This window comes from Streptomyces sp. M-16, assembly GCF_052114405.1.
GTDB lineage: Bacteria > Actinomycetota > Actinomycetes > Streptomycetales > Streptomycetaceae > Streptomyces.
In genome coordinates this window covers 14,721-33,175 of sequence record NZ_JBFRER010000078.1, presented here as the reverse complement: position 1 = coordinate 33,175, position 18,455 = coordinate 14,721, and the positions used below count along the sequence as shown (strand labels likewise).

Genomic DNA, 18,455 nt, shown 5'->3' with positions numbered 1-18,455 from the left:
TCCCACTGGTAGAGGGCGTAGGGGTCGGAGTTGTCGTCGGCGGCCCAGGAACCGGCCAGGATCAGGTACTGGCCGGCGGCGTTCTTGCGGATGTCACGGACCGCGAGGCCGCCGAGGTCCAGCTCGATCCCGGCGCCGAAGACGGGCTTCTCGCCGGCCGCGAGGACCCGGTCCAGGTTGGTGACGGGCACGAGCAGCGCCTTGCCCCCGGGCACGGCCGGGGCCAGCGGGGCACGGAAGCCCAGGTAGGCGGTGGTCGTGGACCCCGGGGCGAACTCCAGTCCCTCCACGTTGAAACCGTCGATCTGCTTCGGCGCCTCGCCCGCCGCCGTCCCCGCCGCGAAGCCGTAGCGGTTGCCGTTCGCGGTGTCCCAGGCCACGAGGTCCTCGCGCAGGCCCTTGTAGGCGGCGGTGAAGGTGACCTCGGTCGCGGCGCCCGAGCCGGTGATCCGGGTGGTGAGGACGGTGTTCCGTTCGGCCTTGTACTTGCCGTCCTTGTTGTTGCCGAGCGAGCCGGTCCAGTAGACGGTGTCGCCGACCCGGGCGGCGGCCTCGATGTCGGCCTCCTTCTTCGCGCCCAGCGCGGGGCCGAGGTCCCAGGTCCTCACGGGTGCGCCGGAGCGGGAGCGGTCGTACAGGCGCAGCACGTTGGACTCGTCGTCGGCGACCAGGGCGTAGCCGCCGCCCACGTCCACGGCGGCCGAGGCGTCGGAGGAGCCGGTCAGGTAGCGGGTCCCGACGGCGGCGCCGGTCCGCGCCGAGGCGGCGTAGGAGAGGACGGCGGTGGCCGTCCGGCCGCCGCGGCCGGTGACGCGCAGCGTGAGGTCGGCGTATCCCTGCCCACGCGCCTGGACCGTCAGCCTGCGGTCGCCGTCCGGCGTGCGCTCCTGCCGTACGTCGCCCACCGCGGCGACGGCCGGGTTGCTGGAGGAGACCACCTGGAGCCGCAGGAACCCGGCCGGGACGCCGGCCTGCTCCACGTCGGCCGTGACGGTGGGGTCGCCGAAGGCTCCCACGGCGCCGCTGAGATGGTCGGCGGACAGGGTGATCGTCGGAGCCGCGTAGCCCGTGTCCGCGTGGGCGGGCACGGTCAGCCCGGCCAGGAGCAGGGCCGCGGCCCCGGCGGCGCCCACGGCGCCGCAGCGGCGGGCCGGTGAAAGGCGAACGGTCACGGGGGTTCCTCTCGTGTGCGCCGTCCCGTCAGGACGGCCATCGAGAAGATTCGGCCACCGTGGCCAACTCCTGGTGCACTTCACTTGTCGGGCCGGAGAACAGGGAGGGCCCCCGGCACGACCGTGCCGGGGGCCCTCTCACATACGCGTCGGTCAGACGTTGAACCCGAGCGCGCGCAGCTGCTCACGGCCGTCGTCCGTGATCTTGTCCGGGCCCCACGGGGGCATCCAGACCCAGTTGATGCGAAGTTCGTTGACGATGCCGTCCGTCGCCGACTTCGCCTGGTCCTCGATGACGTCCGTCAGCGGGCAGGCCGCCGAGGTGAGGGTCATGTCGAGGGTGGCGATGTTCGCGTCGTCGATGTGGATGCCGTAGATCAGGCCCAGGTTGACGACGTCGATGCCCAGCTCGGGGTCGACCACGTCGTAGAGGGCCTCGCGGACCTCTTCCTCGGTGGCCGGCTTGATCGACGCCTCGGGCGTCGCGTTCTCGGTCATGCCGTCTTCCTCTCCGCGTCGCCCAGCACCTGGGCGGTCGCGTCCTTCCACGCCATCCAGCTCAGGAGAGCACACTTCACGCGCGCCGGATACTTGGAGACGCCGGAGAAGGCGACCGCGTCCTCCAGCACCTCCTCCATGGCCTCGTCCGGCTCCAGCTTGCCCTTGGACTGCATCAGCTCCAGGAACGTGGCCTGGATCTTCTGCGCCTCGGCCAGCTGCTTGCCGACGAGCAGCTCGTTCAGTACGGACGCGCTGGCCTGGCTGATGGAGCAGCCCTGGCCCTCGTAGGAGACGTCGGTGAGCGTCTCCCCGTCGTACTTCACTCGCAGCGTGATCTCGTCGCCGCACGTCGGGTTGACGTGGTGCACCTCTGCGTCACCGTCGCGCAGGCCGCGACCGTGCGGGTGCTTGTAGTGGTCCAGGATCAGTTCCTGGTACATCGAATCCAGCTTCACTGCGTCCTCGTCAGCCTCTGGTCGTCCGACTCTTCGTCATCCGAAGAAGTTCCGTACGTGCTCCAGCCCGTCGATCAGCGCGTCGACCTCGGCCGGAGAGGAGTACAGGTAGAACGACGCTCGCGTCGTCGCGGGAATTCCGTACCGCAGGCAGACGGGACGCGCGCAGTGGTGTCCCACGCGGACCGCGATGCCCTGTTCGTCGAGCACCTGGCCGACGTCGTGCGGGTGGATGTCGCCGAGCGTGAAGGAGATCGCGGCGCCGCGGTCCTCGGCCGTGGTCGGGCCGATGATCCGCAGGTCGGGCACCTCGAGGAGGCGCTTGACCGCGTACTCGGTGATCGCGTGCTCGTGGGCGGCGATCTTCTCCATGCCGATCGAGGTCAGGTAGTCCACGGCCGCGCCGAGACCGACGGCCTGGGCGATCGGGGGCGTACCGGCCTCGAACTTGTGGGGCGCGGGAGCGTACGTCGACGAGTGCATCGAGACGGTTTCGATCATCTCGCCGCCGCCCAGGAACGGAGGCAGGTCCTCCAGCAGCTCCTGGCGGCCCCACAGGACGCCGATGCCGGTCGGGCCGCACATCTTGTGGCCGGTGAAGGCCACGAAGTCGGCGCCGAGGGCCTGGACGTCCAGCGGCATGTGCGGAGCGGCCTGCGAAGCATCGATCAGCACCAGCGCGCCGACCTCCTGCGCGCGCCGGACGATCGCCTCGACCGGGTTGACCGTGCCCATGATGTTGGAGACCAGCGTGAAGGAGACGATCTTCGTCTTCTCCGTGATGACCTCTTCGATGTTGGACAGGTCGAGCCGGCCGTCGTCGGTGAGGCCGAACCACTTCAGCTTCGCGCCGGTGCGCTGCGAGAGCAGCTGCCACGGCACGATGTTGGAGTGGTGCTCCATCTCCGTGATGGCGATCTCGGTCTCGCGGTCGACCCGGTAGGGCTCCTCCGCCCAGCCGAGCATGTTCGCCACCAGGTTGAGCGATTCGGAGGCGTTCTTGGTGAAGATCACCTCGTCGCGGCTCGGCGCGTTGATGAAGGCGGCGACCTTGTCGCGGGCGCCCTCGTACAGTGCCGTGGCCTCCTCGGCGAGCACGTGCACGCCGCGGTGGACGTTGGCGTTGTGCCGCTCGTAGTACGCGTTCAGCGCGTCGAGCACCTGGCGCGGCTTCTGCGAGGTCGCCGCGTTGTCCAGGTAAACGATCTTCTTCCCGTCGTGGACCACACGATCCAGCAGGGGGAAGTCCTTGCGGATCGCCTCGGTGTCGAGGAGGCCAGGCAGCTGTGTCACGCGGTCGCGCCACCCTTCACGTACTTGTCGTAGCCCTCGGCCTCCAGCTGGTCGGCCAGCTCGGCACCACCGGACTCGGCGATGCGACCGTTGGCGAACACGTGCACGAAGTCGGGCTTGATGTAGCGCAGGATGCGCGTGTAGTGGGTGATCAGCAGGGTGCCGACCTCACCGGTCTCGCGGACGCGGTTGACGCCCTCGGAGACGATGCGCAGGGCGTCGACGTCGAGGCCGGAGTCGGTCTCGTCGAGGATCGCGATCTTCGGCTTGAGGAGCTCCAGCTGCAGGATCTCGTGGCGCTTCTTCTCACCGCCGGAGAAGCCCTCGTTCACGTTGCGCTCGGCGAAGGCCGGGTCCATCTGGAGCTGCTCCATCGCGGACTTGACCTCCTTCACCCAGGTACGCAGCTTCGGCGCCTCGCCGCGGATGGCGGTGGCCGAGGTGCGCAGGAAGTTGGAGACCGAGACGCCGGGGACCTCGACCGGGTACTGCATGGCGAGGAAGACGCCGGCGCGGGCGCGCTCGTCGACGGACATCTCCAGGACGTCTTCGCCGTCGAGGGTCACGGTGCCACCGGTGATGGTGTACTTCGGGTGACCGGCGAGCGAGTACGCCAGCGTGGACTTGCCGGAGCCGTTCGGACCCATGATGGCGTGCGTCTCACCCTGCTTGACGGTGAGGTCGACGCCCTTGAGGATCTCGCGGGCGCCGTTCTCGGCCTCGACGGAGACGTGCAGGTCGTGGATTTCAAGCGTTGCCATGGATACCTCAGGACTCCTGGGTGAGGGAGACGAGCACGTCGTCCCCTTCGATCTTTACGGGGTATACGGGGACGGGGCGGGTCGCGGGCAGACCGGAAGGCTTCCCGGTGCGCAGGTCGAAGGCCGACCCGTGCAGCCAGCACTCGATCATGCAGTCCTCGACCTCGCCCTCCGAGAGCGAGACGTTCGCGTGCGAGCAGATGTCGTTGATCGCGAACACCTCGCCCTCGGCACGGACGATGGACACCGGCGTGCCGTCGAGTTCCACCCGCATGGGGGTGTTCTCCTCCAGCTCGCTCAGCGCACAGGCCTTGAGGTAGCTCATCAGACGGACGCCGCCAGCTCGGTCTCGATCCTGGCGAGCAGGCGCTCCTCGATGTCGTCGACACCGATCTGCTGGACGAGCTCGGCGAAGAAGCCGCGCACGACCAGACGGCGGGCCTCGTCGGCCGGGATGCCGCGCGCCTGGAGGTAGAAGAGCTGCTCGTCGTCGAAGCGGCCGGTGGCGGAGGCGTGGCCGGCGCCGACGATCTCGCCGGTCTCGATCTCCAGGTTCGGCACCGAGTCGACCCGCGCGCCGTCCGTCAGGACGAGGTTGCGGTTCATCTCGTAGGTGTCGGTGCCCTCGGCGCTCTTCTCGATGAGCACGTCACCGATCCAGACGGCGTGGGCGTCCTGGCCCTGGAGCGCGCCCTTGTAGACCACGTGCGACTTGCAGTGCGGGGCGTCGTGCGTGACCAGGAGGCGGTGCTCCTGGTGCTGGCCGGCGTCCGTGAAGTACAGACCGAGCATCTCGGCCTCGCCGCCGGGGCCCGCGTAGGCGATCCGGGGGTGCAGGCGGACGAGGTCGCCGCCGAAGGTCACGACCACGGACTTGAAGCTCGCGTCGCGGCCGATCAGCGCGTTGTGCTGGGAGGTGTGGACGGCGGTGTCGTCCCAGTCCTGCACGGACACGAAGGTCACCTTGGCGCCGTCGCCGACGAGGATGTCGACGTTGGCGGCGCGGACGCCGTCACCGGTGTGGTCGATCACGATGATCGCCTCGGCGAAGGGCTTGATGTCGAAGACGGTGTGACCGAAGGTCGTGCCGCCCTCGCCGTGCAGGGCGACCCTGATCGGCTCGGCGAGCACGGTCTCCTTGGGCACGGTGACGACCGTGGCCTTGGCGAACGCGGAGAAGGCCTGCGCGGAGACGCGGTCGACGGGGGCGCCGGCCTTGCCGATCCGCTCGTCGTCGCGCTCGACCGACTCGACCGTCACGCCCTCGGGCGCGTCGATCTGGGCCTTCATGGTGCCGTCGGCGACCGCGGTGCCGTCGTGCAGGCCCTTGAGGCGGGCGAGCGGGGTGAACCGCCACTCCTCCTCGCGGCCGTGCGGAACCGGGAAGTCGGCCACGTCGAAGGACGGCGGCGCGCTCATCCGGGTGGCGACGGTGGACTCGGCGGCCACCGCGATCGCGCCGGCGGTGGTGGAGCCCGCCGGGATGTTCTGAGCCTCAGCCATGGCTGTCGTGTTGCTCGCTCTCTTAAAAAACGCTGCCTACGTCAAAGAATGTGCTGGATGCCGGGCGGCGGCCGGGACTAGCCGACCGAGCCCTCCATCTGCAGCTCGATCAGCCGGTTGAGCTCCAGGGCGTACTCCATGGGCAGCTCGCGCGCGATGGGCTCGACGAAGCCGCGCACGATCATGGCCATGGCCTCGAACTCCGTCAGACCGCGGCTCATCAGGTAGAAGAGCTGGTCGTCGGAGACCTTGGAGACCGTGGCCTCGTGGCCCATGGAGACGTCGTCCTCACGGACGTCCACGTACGGGTACGTGTCCGAGCGGGAGATCGTGTCGACCAGGAGCGCGTCGCAGAGCACGTTCGACTTGGAGCCGTGGGCGCCCTCGCCGATCTCGACCAGGCCGCGGTACGAGGTGCGGCCGCCGCCTCGCGCCACCGACTTGGAGACGATGTTGGACGAGGTGTTCGGCGCCATGTGGACCATCTTGGAGCCGGCGTCCTGGTGCTGGCCCTCGCCCGCGAAGGCGATGGAGAGGGTCTCGCCCTTGGCGTGCTCGCCCATCAGGTAGACGGCCGGGTACTTCATGGTGACCTTGGAACCGATGTTGCCGTCGATCCACTCCATGGTCGCGCCCTCGTACGCCACGGCGCGCTTGGTGACCAGGTTGTAGACGTTGTTCGACCAGTTCTGGATGGTCGTGTAGCGGCAGCGGCCGCCCTTCTTCACGATGATCTCGACCACGGCGCTGTGCAGCGAGTCCGAGGAGTAGATCGGGGCGGTGCAGCCCTCGACGTAGTGGACGTACGCGTCCTCGTCGACGATGATCAGCGTCCGCTCGAACTGGCCCATGTTCTCCGTGTTGATACGGAAGTAGGCCTGGAGCGGGATGTCGACCTTCACGCCCTTGGGGACGTAGATGAAGGAGCCGCCGGACCACACCGCGGTGTTCAGCGACGCGAACTTGTTGTCGCCGACCGGGATGACCGTGCCGAAGTACTCCTGGAAGAGCTCCGGGTGCTCCTTGAGCGCGGTGTCCGTGTCGAGGAAGATGACGCCCTGCTCCTCCAGGTCCTCACGGATCTGGTGGTAGACGACCTCGGACTCGTACTGGGCCGCGACACCGGCGACGAGGCGCTGCTTCTCCGCCTCCGGGATGCCGAGCTTGTCGTACGTGTTCTTGATGTCCTCGGGCAGGTCCTCCCAGGAAGCGGCCTGCTTCTCGGTGGAACGCACGAAGTACTTGATGTTGTCGAAGTCGATGCCGGAGAGGTCGGAGCCCCAGTTCGGCATGGGCTTCTTGTCGAACAGCTTGAGGCCCTTGAGGCGGAGCTTCAGCATCCACTCCGGCTCGGACTTCTTCGCCGAGATGTCCCGGACGACGTCCTCGGACAGACCCCGCTTGGCAGCGGCACCGGCCGCGTCGGAGTCGGCCCAGCCGTATTCGTAGGTGCCCAGGCCATCGAGCTCAGGGTGAGCAGTCTCCGTGGTCATGCGGGGTTCCTCCCGGCCGTACTTGCAGATACTGATGTGTCGGTCTGTGTGGCGCTTCGCGGAATGAACGTGGTGCACACCCCGTCGCCGTGGGCGATCGTGGCGAGGCGCTGCACATGCGTCCCGAGCAGGCGCGAGAAGACCTCGGTCTCCGCCTCGCAGAGCTGCGGGAACTGCTCGGCGACGTGCGCGACCGGGCAGTGGTGCTGACAGAGCTGTTCACCGCTGTGCGGACCGGGAGCGCTCTTCGCCGTAGCAGCGTACCCGTCCACGGTCAACGCCTTGGCCAGGGCCTCGGTGCGGTCCGCTGGGGCGGCCGCGTCGACGGACTCCCGGTAGGTCTGTGCCTGCGCCTCCATGCGCGCCCTGGCGAAGGCGGCGACCGCCGCCTCCCCCTGCTCGCCCCCGCCGACGGACTGCGCGATCCAGCGCAGGGCGTCCGCGGCGAGCGTGTCGTAGGACTGGTCGAAGGCGTCGCGGCCGCAGTCGGTGAGCGCGAAGACCTTGGCGGGCCGGCCCCGGGTGCGCGCGCCGTACACACGCTGCTCACGGGGTGCGACCACGTCGTCGGCGACGAGCGTGTCGAGGTGGCGGCGGACGGCGGCCTGGGTGAGGCCGAGGCGCTGCGCGAGGTCGGCGACGGTGGAGGGGCCGTGGTCCAGGATGGACCGCGCGACCCGGTTGCGGGTGGACCGCTCCCCGGTCGCGAGCTCCCCCTGGGGGGCCTCGCTCATCCGTTCGCCGTTTTTCACAACGCCATTGTTGCGTAATTAAGCGAGCTCCGACAAGCCGTGACGGAGGCCACGCCCGGTGGCATCCATCACTAAGGGTTACCTAATTTGTCGACGGAGAGTTAAACGGAGGCCATTACTCCGCATGCACTCCGGGCCCTCCGGTGCCCCGGTAAAGGGCTCCCACCAGCAAGCCTCCACCCACACTGTGGCCGCATGCGGTGAACACGGGATTCCGGAAAAGATCACGGAAACGGACTGGGCCGACCGGGGTCGCCGGACCGAAAAGAGCCGTGTTCTGGGCGCGATGTCCGCATCCGGAGGCCACGGAAACCGCCACCGGCGGCCGGAGGACGGAGAATCCCGGCCGCGTCCCCACGGCCCCACGGGCCCCACGGGGCCGGTGGAGGGCACCGTCCCCCGGGCCCGTCACCCCCCACCCCCAGGACCGGGGACCCCCCGGCGGTCTCCGTAGACTCACCCCCCATGAGCAACGACCCCGCCGTGGAGATCCGCGGACTGGTGAAGCGGTACGGCACCAAAACCGCCGTGGACGGCCTCGACCTCACCGTCCCCCGCGCCCGCGTCACCGCGGTCCTCGGCCCCAACGGCGCGGGCAAGACCACCACCGTGGAGACCTGCGAGGGCTACGTCCGCCCCGACGCCGGCACCGTCCGCGTCCTCGGCCTCGACCCGGTCGCCCGCGCCGAGGCCCTGCGCCCGCGGATGGGCGTCATGCTCCAGTCCGGCGGGGTCTACTCCGGCGCCCGCGCCGTGGAGATGCTCCGCCACGTCGCCAGGCTCCACGCGCACCCCCTGGACGTCGACACCCTCGTGGAACGCCTGGGCCTCGGCGGCTGCGGCCGCACCCCCTACCGCCGGCTCTCCGGCGGCCAGCAGCAGCGGCTCGCCCTGGCCCTGGCCGTCGTCGGCCGCCCGGAGCTGGTCTTCCTGGACGAGCCCACCGCCGGCCTCGACCCGCAGGCCCGCCGCGCGACCTGGGACCTCGTACGGGAACTGCGCTCCGACGGGGTCACCGTCGTCCTCACCACCCACCACATGGACGAGGCCGAGCAGCTCTGCGACGAGGTCGCCATCATGGACGCCGGTCGGGTCATCGCCCACGGCAGCCCCGAGGAGCTGTGCCGCGGCGGCGCCGAGAACACCCTGCGCTTCACCGGCCGCCCCTCCCTCGACCTCGCCTCCCTGCTCAAGGCCCTGCCCGACGGCACCCAGGCCGCCGAGCTCACCCCGGGCGCCTACCGGGTCACCGGCGAGGTGGACCCGCAGCTGCTGGCCACCGTCGCCTCCTGGTGCGCCCAGCACGGGGTGCTGCCCAGCAGCCTCTCGGTGGAGCGGCACACCCTCGAAGACGTCTTCCTCGAACTCACGGGCAAGGAGCTGCGTTCATGAGCGCCGGTACGTTCACCCCCCGTCCGGGGGCCGCGCCCGTGTCCCGCATGATCGTCGCGCAGACGGCACTGGAGACCCGGATGCTGCTGCGCAACGGGGAGCAGCTGCTGCTCACCGTGATCATCCCGGCGCTGCTGCTGACCCTGTTCTCCGCCGTGGACATCGTGGACACGGGTGCCGGCAAGGCCGTCGACTTCCTCGCGCCGGGCGTCCTCGCGCTCGCCGTGATGTCCACCGCCTTCACCGGGCAGGCCATCGCCACCGGCTTCGACCGCCGCTACGGGGTGCTCAAGCGGCTCGGGGCCTCCCCGCTGCCGCGCTGGGCGCTGATGGCCTCCAAGACCCTGTCGGTGCTGGTCACCGAGGTCCTCCAGGTCGCCCTGCTGACGGTGATCGCCCTCGCGCTGGGCTGGTCCCCGCAGGGGAACCCGCTGTCGGTCGCCGCCCTGCTGCTGCTCGGCACGGCCGCGTTCTCCGGGCTCGGGCTGCTGATGGCGGGCACCCTCAGGGCCGAGGCCACGCTGGCCGCCGCCAACCTGGTGTTCCTGCTCCTGCTGGTCGGCGGCGGGGTGATCGTGCCGCTGGAGAAGTTCCCCGGCGCCGTGCAGTCCGCACTGGGGCTGCTGCCGATCTCGGCGCTCTCCGACGGCCTGCGCGAGGTGCTCCGGCACGGGACCGCGCTGCCCTGGGGCGACGCGGCGGTCCTGGCCGTCTGGGCCGTGCTGGGACTGGGCGCCGCCGCGAAGTTCTTCCGCTGGGAGTGAATCCCGTCCGCCGTGCGTTGGGCAGGGAGGAGGTTGACCGCCTCCGCTCATCGATGACGCACGACGATCGGGACCCCGGGGGACGGGCATGGCGCAGCGGGAGGCCGTTCTGCGGCTGGACGAACAGTGGGCGCGGATCCGCTCGGGGGCCGCGCACGCGGATCCCGGGGAGAGCGACCGGCTGCTGGCCGAGCTGATCGGGGCGCTGCGCGAGCCCGCCCGGACCGATGCCGACTGCGCGGCCCGGCTCGGGCTGCGCCTGGGGGACCTCGCGGCCCGCCGGTTCGCGGCCGGGGACCGGGCCGGGGCGCTGGCCGCCATCGAGGAGGGGCTGCGGCACGCGCGGCAGGCCGCCGGGCACGCGCCGGAGTACGCCCGGTGGTACGCCCGGGGTCTGATCAACCAGGGGGTCTGGCTGGCCTGGCCGCTGAGCGACGCGGACCGGCTGCCCCGGTATCCGCTGGGCGTGGGCGGCGAGAGCGGCCCGAGCACCATGGAACGTGCGGCCGGGGAGCGCGCCCGCGATCTGACCCGGGCCGCCGTGGAGGTGTGGGCCTCCCTCGACCAGCACGACCCCGTCAACCGGCGGGGGCTCGCGCAGGCCAAGGTCTTCCTCGGGGACCGCCTCGCCGAGCTGGGCTTCGCCTCCGACGCGGTCGCCTGGGCGGTGGACGCCGAGGCCGGTTTCCGCCGGATGCTGCTCGCGGCCCCCGCGCCCGAGGAGGCGCAGGAGGCCGAGGAGGCCCTGGACCACATCGGCCGCCAGCTGGAACTGCGGCTGCGCTTCCTGACCTTCGAGTCGCTGGCCGGCCTGCGGACCGAGGGGCTGCTGCCGGAACGGCTGCTCCCGCAGGCGGTGGTGGCGGCCCGGATCCAGGGCGTGGCGGAGGCGGAGATCGCCGCCCGGCTGGGGCTGGACGCCGAGCAGGTGGTGACGATGCTGGAGGTCACGCCCTGGCTCGCCGTATGGCGGATCGAGGTGCGCGGGGCGGACGGGCTGTGGGCCGCGCAGCCCGCGCCGTGGCGCGACTCGGCGGAGGTGAGGAACCGGACGGCAGAGGACGTGGCGGCCGAACTGGTCCGCGGGTTCATGGACTCCGCGGCCTACCCGGGCGACGGCGCGCTGTGGCGGGTCCGCGTCTGGTGGCACGCGGAGGGCGACCCGGCCGGAGCCAGGTTCCGCCTGGTCATCGGGCCCGACTCACCAGCCGCCACCCCCTCGTGAAACTTTGCACAAGGCGACCTTTACGATAGGGGCCGTGTTGAACCCCTTCGCATACCTCGCCAGCCGCTGGACCCCGTCACCGCAGACCGTCCGGCGCGCCGCGCTCGCCGCGCTCGTCATGAGCGTGCTCATCGTCGTCACCGGTGGCGCGGTGCGGCTGACCGGATCCGGTCTCGGCTGCGACACCTGGCCCAAGTGCACCGACGACAGCCTGGTCGTGACGCAGGCGCAGGGCTTCCACGGGGCCATCGAGTTCGGCAACCGCATGCTGACCTACGTGCTCTGCGCGGCCGTCGGCGGGATCATCCTCGCGGCCCGCTCGGCCACGCCCTGGCGGCACTCGCTGACGCGGCTCGGCTGGCTCCAGTTCGCGCTCGTGATGGGCAACGCGGTCCTCGGCGGCATCACCGTCCTGACGGGGCTCAACCCCTACAGCGTGGCCGGCCACTTCCTCCTCGCCACCAGCCTGATCACCGTCACCACCGTCACCTGGCAGCGCGCCGGCGAGGGCGACACCGCCCCCCGCCCGCGCGTGCCCGGTCCGGTGCGCAAGCTCTCCTGGGCACTGGTCGCGACCACCCTGGTGCTGATCGCGGCCGGCACGGTCGTCACGGGCTCCGGCCCGCACGCCGGCGACAGCAGCGAGATCAAGCGCATGCCGTTCGACTGGGCCACCACCGCGCACGTGCACGCGATCGCCGCCTGGCTGGTCTGCGCGCTCGCCGTGGCGATGTGGCTGGTGCTGCGCGTCGTGGACGCCCCCGACGACACCCGGGCCCGCGCCCGTGACCTGCTGGTCGTCCTGCTCGCCCAGGGGGCCATCGGCTACGTCCAGTTCTTCACGGACGTGCCCGAGGTGCTGGTCGCCGTGCACATGCTGGGTTCCTGCCTGGTCTGGATCTCCGTGCTCCGCGTGGTGCTGAGCCTGCGCGAGCGCTCCGCGGGCCGGTCGGAGGTCCCGGCGCGGGACGACGCGCAGCTCTCCGCCGTCTGACCCGTCCCGGCCGCCCCGGCCTCCGGGGCGGCGGCGGCCGTACTCAGCCGCGCCAGCCTTCCTCAGCCGCGCTAGCCGCGCTCGTCCAGCCGGTAGACGCGCCGGGCGTTGCCGGCCGCGACCATCGCCGCCACCCGGTCCGCGTCCCGCCAGGACCAGGCCCCGTCGGCGACCCAGCCGCCCAGGACCCGGCCCAGCGCCTCCCGGAACACCAGCGCGCCGACCGCGTGCAGCTCCGGCAGGCGTCGGCCGCCGCTGGAGAAGAGCAGCTTGCCGAAGGGCGCGAGCTCCAGCAGCTCGGCCAGGACGGCGGCGGCGCGGGCACCCGTAGTCGCGAGGGCGGGTCCCAGATCGGCGTGGACGTGCGCATGCGCGGCGGCCAGCCCCGCCGTGTGCCGGTGGTGCGGGTACCCGCCGAGCAGCACCAGCTGCGTCCCCAGGCCCTCGGTGGCCCGTACGAACCCGGTCAGCGCCCCCGGCTCCCGCTCCCCGGTGTGCAGCTGGACCGGCAGCCCGCAGCTCACGGCGCTCCACAGCAGGTGCCGCAGGAGTACGGGGTCCCGTACGGCCCCTCCTGCGGCCCGCCCGGCCAGCCACCGCCCGGCGGCCCCGCGCACCTCGCCGGGGCCCGGCGGGCTCGGGTCGTCCGCGAGCGCCCGGGCGTATCCGGTGGCGGCGCCGCAGCCGAAGGCGACGGCCGAGGCCGCGGCGTGGTGGACGGCGCCGCCCAGGTTGGCCAGGAACGCCGCGACGGTCCCGGAGGTGTCGGCGGCCTGCTCGGCGAGTATTTCCAGCCGGACCACCTCGAAGGCCTCCGCCTCTCCGGCGAGGGCCAGCTCCTCGGCCCCGGTGAGGTCCCCGGACGCCCCCGTGTCGACCAGGTAGGCGCCCACCCCCGAGCCGCGCAGCAGCCGCCGCCCGGTCTCGGCGGGCCCGAGTTCGCGCCGCCGGGCCAGGTAGCGGGCGGGCGCGCAGTGGGGCTCCAGCCCGAGCAGCGGCGGGCACCAGCGGCGCACGGCGAAGCCGGCCTGGGTGTCGAAGAAGGTGGTGCCGGCGGCGGGCGGGCCGGCCGCGCCGGTCAGCTGGGCCTCGAACGTGGCGAGGCCCAGCTCCGTGCGGAGCACTCCGTGGCAGTGCTGGTCCACCAGGGGCGGCGTTTCGATCATCCGGGCATCCCGTTGCGGACGTGAGGAAGCGGGTTCCACGGTCCTAACGGGTGAGCGGGGCAGTTGGTTGTGCTCGCGCTGTTGACCGAGCGGGTCCGGCCCGGTCCGGCCCTCAGGAAGAGGGGCCGCCGAGCTGGATGCCGGCCATGCGCGTCCACTCGTACGGGCCGGTCCGGACGCGGGCGGCGAACTCTCCGTCGAACTCGTCGTGGAGGGTCAGCCCGGCCTGCTCGGCGGCGAGCCGGGCCACGGTGTGCGTCCGGGCGACCAGGTCGCCCCAGCCGCCGTCCGTGCCGACGAGCACGATGCGGGTGCCGGCCTGGCCGATGTGGGCGAGGTGGCCCTCGGCGCCGCCGTGCTGCTTGGCGAACGCGCCGATCTGCCGGGCCAGCTTCGCCGCCCTGCGGGCCTGCTTCTTGTGTTCTGCGGTGTCTGCGGTCTCCGCGGTCTCTGCCATGAAGGGCATGCTACCGGCGAGTAATCAACGGAGGAAGGGATCCACGGCCACGGCGACGAAGAGGAGCGACACATAGGTGATGGACCAGTGGAACAGCCGCATCTCCTTGAGCTTCGCACCCGTCACCCCGGCCTTGGCGCGGGCGCTGAGCGCGTGCGCCTCCCACAGCCACCAGCCGCCGGCCAGCAGCGCGACCGAGGTGTAGAACCAGCCGGTGTACCCCAGCGGGGTCAGCAGCAGCGACACCGCCACCATCACCCAGCTGTAGAGGACGATCTGCTTGGCGACGGCCTTGTTGCCCGCCACGACCGGCAGCATCGGCACGCCGACGCGCGCGTAGTCGTCCTTCACCTTCATCGACAGCGGCCAGTAGTGCGGCGGCGTCCAGAAGAAGATGACGAGGAAGAGGATGACCGCGGCCCAGGAGACCTCGTTCTTGACGGCCGACCAGCCGATGAGCACCGGCAGGCAGCCGGCGATCCCGCCCCAGACGATGTTCTGCGCCGTGCGCCGCTTGAGCAGCATCGTGTAGACCACGACGTAGAAGAGGAGCGCGCCGAGCGAGAGCGCGGCCGACAGCCAGTTGATCAGCAGACCGAAGAACAGGGTGGAGATCACGCCGAGCGAGATGCCGAAGACCAGGCACTCGCGGGGGCTCACCATGCCGGTCACCAGCGGACGCTGCGCCGTACGGTCCATCAGCGCGTCGATGTCGCGGTCGATGTACATGTTCAGCGCGTTGGCGCCGCCCGCGGAGAGGTAGCCGCCGAAGCAGGTGGCGAGCACCAGCCACAGAGACGGCACGCCCTGCTCGGCGAGGAACATCACCGGCACTGTGGTGATCAGCAGAAGTTCGATGATCCGCGGCTTGGTCAATGCCACGAAAGCCATGACCCGGGCCCCGAACGGCCGGTGACCGGGGCTCGTCCCGAGCACCCCCGCTGGACGGGATTCGACGGCCGTCACGCACACCCCTGAGAGAGAATCCAGCAAGCTCCGACTCGCACCCTTCAGGACATGAAGGGCCGGTAAAGGCTTGCGCGTACCACGCCACTCTAGACGTTGCACTTGCGTCGCCCCGCGCGGGGGTCGTCTCGTGTTGGGTCGATCGGACCGGACGGACGGTTCACGCGTGCGGACGCCGGATGAACAGGGGGCACCGACCTGACGACGCACTGCCTGCACTCGAATAGCCGCACGCCCTCGCGGGGGTAGGCTCGGAATCGCGCCGGTGCGTCGTTCGTCACCGGGAATTCAACATGTGGAGAGGAGCCCTGACCAACGGTGAGCACCAAGCCGACCACCACAGAGCTCGAATGGACCGAACTGGACCAGCGGGCCGTCGACACCGCCCGCATCCTGGCCGCGGACGCGGTCCAGAAGGTCGGAAACGGCCACCCCGGTACGGCGATGAGCCTGGCCCCCGCCGCGTACACCCTCTTCCAGAAGGTCATGCGGCACGACCCGGCGGACCCCGAGTGGGTCGGCCGTGACCGTTTCGTGCTCTCCGCGGGGCACTCGTCCCTGACCCTCTACACCCAGCTCTACCTGGGTGGCTTCGGCCTGGAGCTGGACGACCTCAAGGCGTTCCGCACCTGGGGCTCCAAGACCCCCGGGCACCCGGAGTACGGCCACACGGCCGCCGTCGAGACCACCACCGGCCCGCTGGGCCAGGGCATCGCGAACGCGGTGGGCATGGCCATGGCCGCCCGCTACGAGCGCGGTCTGTTCGACCCGGAGGCGGCCACCGGCACCTCCCCGTTCGACCACATGGTCTACGCGATCGCGGGCGACGGCTGCCTCCAGGAGGGCATCTCCCACGAGGCGTCCGCGCTGGCCGGCCACCAGAAGCTCGGCAACCTCGTGCTCCTGTGGGACGACAACCACATCTCCATCGAGGGCGACACCGAGACCGCCGTCTCCGAAGACACCCTGAAGCGCTACGAGGCGTACGGCTGGCACGTCCAGCGCGTGGCCCCGCAGGCCAACGGCGACCTCGACCCGAAGGCGCTGTTCGAGGCCTTCCAGGCCGCGAAGGCCGAGACGGAGCGTCCGTCCTTCATCGCGGCCCGCTCGATCATCGCCTGGCCGGCCCCGCACGCCCAGGGCACCGAGGCCTCCCACGGCTCGGCCCTCGGCAACGACGAGGTCGCCGCGACCAAGCGCGTGCTCGGCTTCGACCCGGAGCAGACCTTCGAGGTCTCCGACGCGGTCCTCGGCCACACCCGCGGCCTCGTGGACCGCGGCCGTGACGCCCGCGCCGCCTGGGAGAAGGAGTTCTCCGCCTGGCGCACCGCCAACCCGCAGCGCGCGGCCGAGTTCGACCGCGTCAACGCCAACGAGCTGCCCGCCGGCTGGGAGGACAAGCTCCCCGTCTTCGAGACCGGCAAGGGCGTCGCCACCCGCGCCGCCTCCGGCAAGGTCCTCGAAGCGCTCGGCGCGATCATCCCGGAGCTGTGGGGCGGCTCGGCCGACCTGGCCGGCTCCAACAACACCACCATCGACAAGAACTCCTCGTTCCTGCCGGTGGGCAATCCGCTGCCGGAGGCCGACCCGTACGGCCGCACCATCCACTTCGGCATCCGCGAGCACGCCATGGCCGCGGCCATGAACGGCATCGCCCTGCACGGCCACACCCGCATCTACGGCGGCACCTTCCTGGTGTTCTCCGACTACATGCGCAACGCCGTCCGGCTGTCCGCGCTGATGCACCTGCCGGTGACGTACGTGTGGACGCACGACTCCATCGGCCTCGGCGAGGACGGCCCGACCCACCAGCCGGTCGAGCACGTCGCCGCGCTGCGCGCCATCCCGGGTCTGAACGTCGTCCGTCCGGCCGACGCGAACGAGACCGCCATCGCCTGGCGCGAGGTCCTGCGCCGCCACACCAAGGTGTTCGGCAAGGGTGCCCCGCACGGTCTGGCGCTGACCCGCCAGGGCGTGCCGACCTACGAGCGCAACGAGGACGCCGCCAAGGGCGGGTACGTGCTGTTCGAGGCCGAGGGCGGCCCCGCGCAGGTCGTGCTCATCGGCACCGGTTCCGAGGTCCAGCTCGCCGTCGCCGCGCGCGAGGCGCTCCAGGCCGAGGGCGTTCCGGCGCGCGTGGTCTCGATGCCGTGCGTCGAGTGGTTCGAGGAGCAGGACCAGGAGTACAAGGACAGCGTGCTGCCCCCCTCCGTCAAGGCGCGAGTCGCGGTCGAGGCCGGCATCGGCCTGACCTGGCACCGTTACGTCGGTGACGCGGGCCGGATCGTCTCGCTGGAGCACTTCGGTGCCTCCGCCGACGGCGCCGTCCTGTTCCGCGAGTTCGGCCTCACCGCCGAAGCCGTGACCGCAGCAGCCAAGGCCTCCATCACCGCCGCCGCGCGCTGAGTCCGGCACCAGAACCAAGTAGGAGATGCAATTCCCATGACAGACGCACTCAAGCGCCTCTCCGACGAGGGCGTGGCGATCTGGCTGGACGACCTGTCCCGCAAGCGCATCACGTCCGGCAACCTCGCCGAGCTCATCGACCAGAGCCACGTGGTCGGTGTCACCACCAACCCGTCCATCTTCCAGAAGGCGATCAGCAGCGGTGACGGTTACGAGCAGCAGCTCGCCGACCTCGCCGCCCGCAAGGTCACCGTCGACGAGGCGATCCGGATGATCACCACGGCGGACGTCCGCGACGCCGCCGACATCCTGCGCCCGGTCTTCGACGCGACCGAGGGCCAGGACGGCCGCGTGTCGATCGAGGTCGACCCGCGTCTGGCGCACGAGACCACGGCGACCATCGCCGAGGCCAAGCAGCTCGCCTGGCTGGTGGACCGCCCGAACACCCTGATCAAGATCCCGGCGACCGAGGCCGGCCTGCCGGCGATCACCGAGGTCATCGGCCGGGGGATCAGCGTCAACGTCACGCTGATCTTCTCGCTGGAGCGCTACCGCGCGGTCATGGACGCGTACCTGGCGGGCCTGGAGAAGGCGAAGGCCGCCGGCCTGGACCTCTCCGAGATCCACTCGGTCGCCTCCTTCTTCGTGTCCCGCGTGGACAGCGAGATCGACAAGCGCCTCGACGGCATCGGGACCGACGAGGCGAAGGCCCTGAAGGGCAAGGCGGCCCTCGCCAACGCCCGTCTGGCCTACGAGGCCTACGAAGAGGTCTTCTCCTCCGAGCGCTGGGCGGCCCTGGACAGGGCGCACGCCAACAAGCAGCGCCCGCTGTGGGCCTCGACCGGCGTCAAGGACCCGGCGTACAAGGACACCCTGTACGTGGTGGACCTGGTCGCCCCCGGCACCGTGAACACCATGCCCGAGGCCACCCTGGAGGCCACCGCCGACCACGGCGAGGTCTCCGGCGACACCATCCGCGGCACGTACGAGCAGGCTCGCGCCGAGCTCGACGCGGTCGCGAAGCTGGGCATCGCGTACGACGATGTGGTGCAGCTGCTCGAAGACGAAGGCGTCGAGAAGTTCGAGGCGTCGTGGAACGACCTGCTGAAGTCGACCGAGGCGGAACTCAAGCGCCTCGCCCCCGCGGAGGACTGA

At 71.0% G+C, this 18,455-nt stretch carries 18 protein-coding genes; 6 read left to right on the top strand and 12 right to left on the bottom strand.

Annotated elements, in window-relative coordinates:
* From AB4039_RS28740 to AB4039_RS28700, 9 genes are all read right to left on the bottom strand, one after another.
* Positions 1 to 1,172, bottom strand: a 1,172-nt coding sequence (locus AB4039_RS28740; RefSeq protein ID WP_442272161.1) for a hypothetical protein, incomplete at its 3' end; no start/stop codon positions are given.
* Positions 1,173 to 1,325: 153 nt separating this feature from the next.
* The gene (locus AB4039_RS28735) at positions 1,326 to 1,670 is read right to left on the bottom strand and encodes a metal-sulfur cluster assembly factor (protein WP_030388904.1); all 345 of its coding nucleotides are present in this window, start codon (positions 1,668 to 1,670) and stop codon (positions 1,326 to 1,328) included.
* Complete coding sequence (gene sufU, locus AB4039_RS28730) at positions 1,667 to 2,128, bottom strand: Fe-S cluster assembly sulfur transfer protein SufU (RefSeq protein WP_266838396.1); 462 nt, start codon at positions 2,126 to 2,128, stop codon at positions 1,667 to 1,669. Before sufU ends, AB4039_RS28735 begins: the two co-directional genes overlap by 4 nt.
* Before the next feature lie 36 nt (positions 2,129 to 2,164).
* Positions 2,165 to 3,421, bottom strand: a complete 1,257-nt coding sequence (locus tag AB4039_RS28725; protein ID WP_266838397.1) for a cysteine desulfurase — start codon at positions 3,419 to 3,421, stop codon at positions 2,165 to 2,167.
* Positions 3,418 to 4,182, bottom strand: a complete 765-nt coding sequence (sufC, locus tag AB4039_RS28720) for a Fe-S cluster assembly ATPase SufC (RefSeq protein ID WP_053785807.1) — start codon at positions 4,180 to 4,182, stop codon at positions 3,418 to 3,420. Before sufC ends, AB4039_RS28725 begins: the two co-directional genes overlap by 4 nt.
* A gap of 7 nt (positions 4,183 to 4,189) precedes the next feature.
* Positions 4,190 to 4,507, bottom strand: a complete 318-nt coding sequence (locus AB4039_RS28715; RefSeq protein ID WP_266838398.1) for a bifunctional 3-phenylpropionate/cinnamic acid dioxygenase ferredoxin subunit — start codon at positions 4,505 to 4,507, stop codon at positions 4,190 to 4,192.
* The gene (gene sufD / locus AB4039_RS28710; RefSeq protein ID WP_442272160.1) at positions 4,507 to 5,685 is read right to left on the bottom strand and encodes a Fe-S cluster assembly protein SufD; all 1,179 of its coding nucleotides are present in this window, start codon (positions 5,683 to 5,685) and stop codon (positions 4,507 to 4,509) included. The genes AB4039_RS28715 and sufD overlap by 1 nt, the downstream gene beginning before the upstream one ends.
* Before the next feature lie 77 nt (positions 5,686 to 5,762).
* Positions 5,763 to 7,178: a Fe-S cluster assembly protein SufB gene (gene sufB / locus AB4039_RS28705; RefSeq protein WP_214930288.1), complete on the bottom strand. Its 1,416-nt coding sequence runs from the start codon at positions 7,176 to 7,178 to the stop codon at positions 5,763 to 5,765.
* A complete protein-coding gene (locus AB4039_RS28700; RefSeq protein WP_266841549.1) occupies positions 7,175 to 7,912 on the bottom strand; it encodes a MarR family transcriptional regulator in 738 nt (245 codons plus the stop codon). The genes sufB and AB4039_RS28700 overlap by 4 nt, the downstream gene beginning before the upstream one ends.
* A gap of 483 nt (positions 7,913 to 8,395) precedes the next feature.
* Between AB4039_RS28700 and AB4039_RS28695 the strand changes: the two genes are divergently transcribed.
* From AB4039_RS28695 to AB4039_RS28680, 4 genes are all read left to right on the top strand, one after another.
* On the top strand, positions 8,396 to 9,322 hold the full coding sequence (locus AB4039_RS28695) for an ABC transporter ATP-binding protein (protein WP_442272159.1): 927 nt from the start codon (positions 8,396 to 8,398) through the stop codon (positions 9,320 to 9,322).
* Positions 9,319 to 10,086: an ABC transporter permease gene (locus AB4039_RS28690; RefSeq protein ID WP_442272158.1), complete on the top strand. Its 768-nt coding sequence runs from the start codon at positions 9,319 to 9,321 to the stop codon at positions 10,084 to 10,086. The genes AB4039_RS28695 and AB4039_RS28690 overlap by 4 nt, the downstream gene beginning before the upstream one ends.
* An 88-nt stretch (positions 10,087 to 10,174) precedes the next feature.
* Entirely contained in the window at positions 10,175 to 11,311 is a 1,137-nt protein-coding gene (locus AB4039_RS28685; protein WP_266838402.1) for a hypothetical protein, read from the top strand.
* Between the two features lie 4 nt (positions 11,312 to 11,315).
* Positions 11,316 to 12,305: a COX15/CtaA family protein gene (locus tag AB4039_RS28680; RefSeq protein ID WP_442272157.1), complete on the top strand. Its 990-nt coding sequence runs from the start codon at positions 11,316 to 11,318 to the stop codon at positions 12,303 to 12,305.
* A 71-nt stretch (positions 12,306 to 12,376) separates the two neighbouring features.
* Here AB4039_RS28680 and AB4039_RS28675 read toward each other — a convergent pair whose 3' ends face one another.
* The 3 genes from AB4039_RS28675 to AB4039_RS28665 form a co-directional block, all read right to left on the bottom strand.
* The gene (locus AB4039_RS28675; protein WP_266838403.1) at positions 12,377 to 13,471 is read right to left on the bottom strand and encodes an amidohydrolase family protein; all 1,095 of its coding nucleotides are present in this window, start codon (positions 13,469 to 13,471) and stop codon (positions 12,377 to 12,379) included.
* 112 nt (positions 13,472 to 13,583) lie between these two features.
* Positions 13,584 to 13,937 (bottom strand): hypothetical protein, encoded by a 354-nt coding sequence (locus AB4039_RS28670; RefSeq protein ID WP_266838404.1) that lies wholly within the window; start codon positions 13,935 to 13,937, stop codon positions 13,584 to 13,586.
* Positions 13,938 to 13,952: 15 nt separating this feature from the next.
* The gene (locus AB4039_RS28665; RefSeq protein ID WP_266841551.1) at positions 13,953 to 14,900 is read right to left on the bottom strand and encodes a heme o synthase; all 948 of its coding nucleotides are present in this window, start codon (positions 14,898 to 14,900) and stop codon (positions 13,953 to 13,955) included.
* Positions 14,901 to 15,212: 312 nt separating this feature from the next.
* On the opposite strand from AB4039_RS28665, the gene tkt reads away from it, so the two are divergent.
* Entirely contained in the window at positions 15,213 to 17,300 is a 2,088-nt protein-coding gene (gene tkt, locus AB4039_RS28660; protein WP_266838405.1) for a transketolase, read from the top strand.
* A 36-nt stretch (positions 17,301 to 17,336) separates the two neighbouring features.
* Entirely contained in the window at positions 17,337 to 18,455 is a 1,119-nt protein-coding gene (tal, locus tag AB4039_RS28655; RefSeq protein ID WP_442272156.1) for a transaldolase, read from the top strand.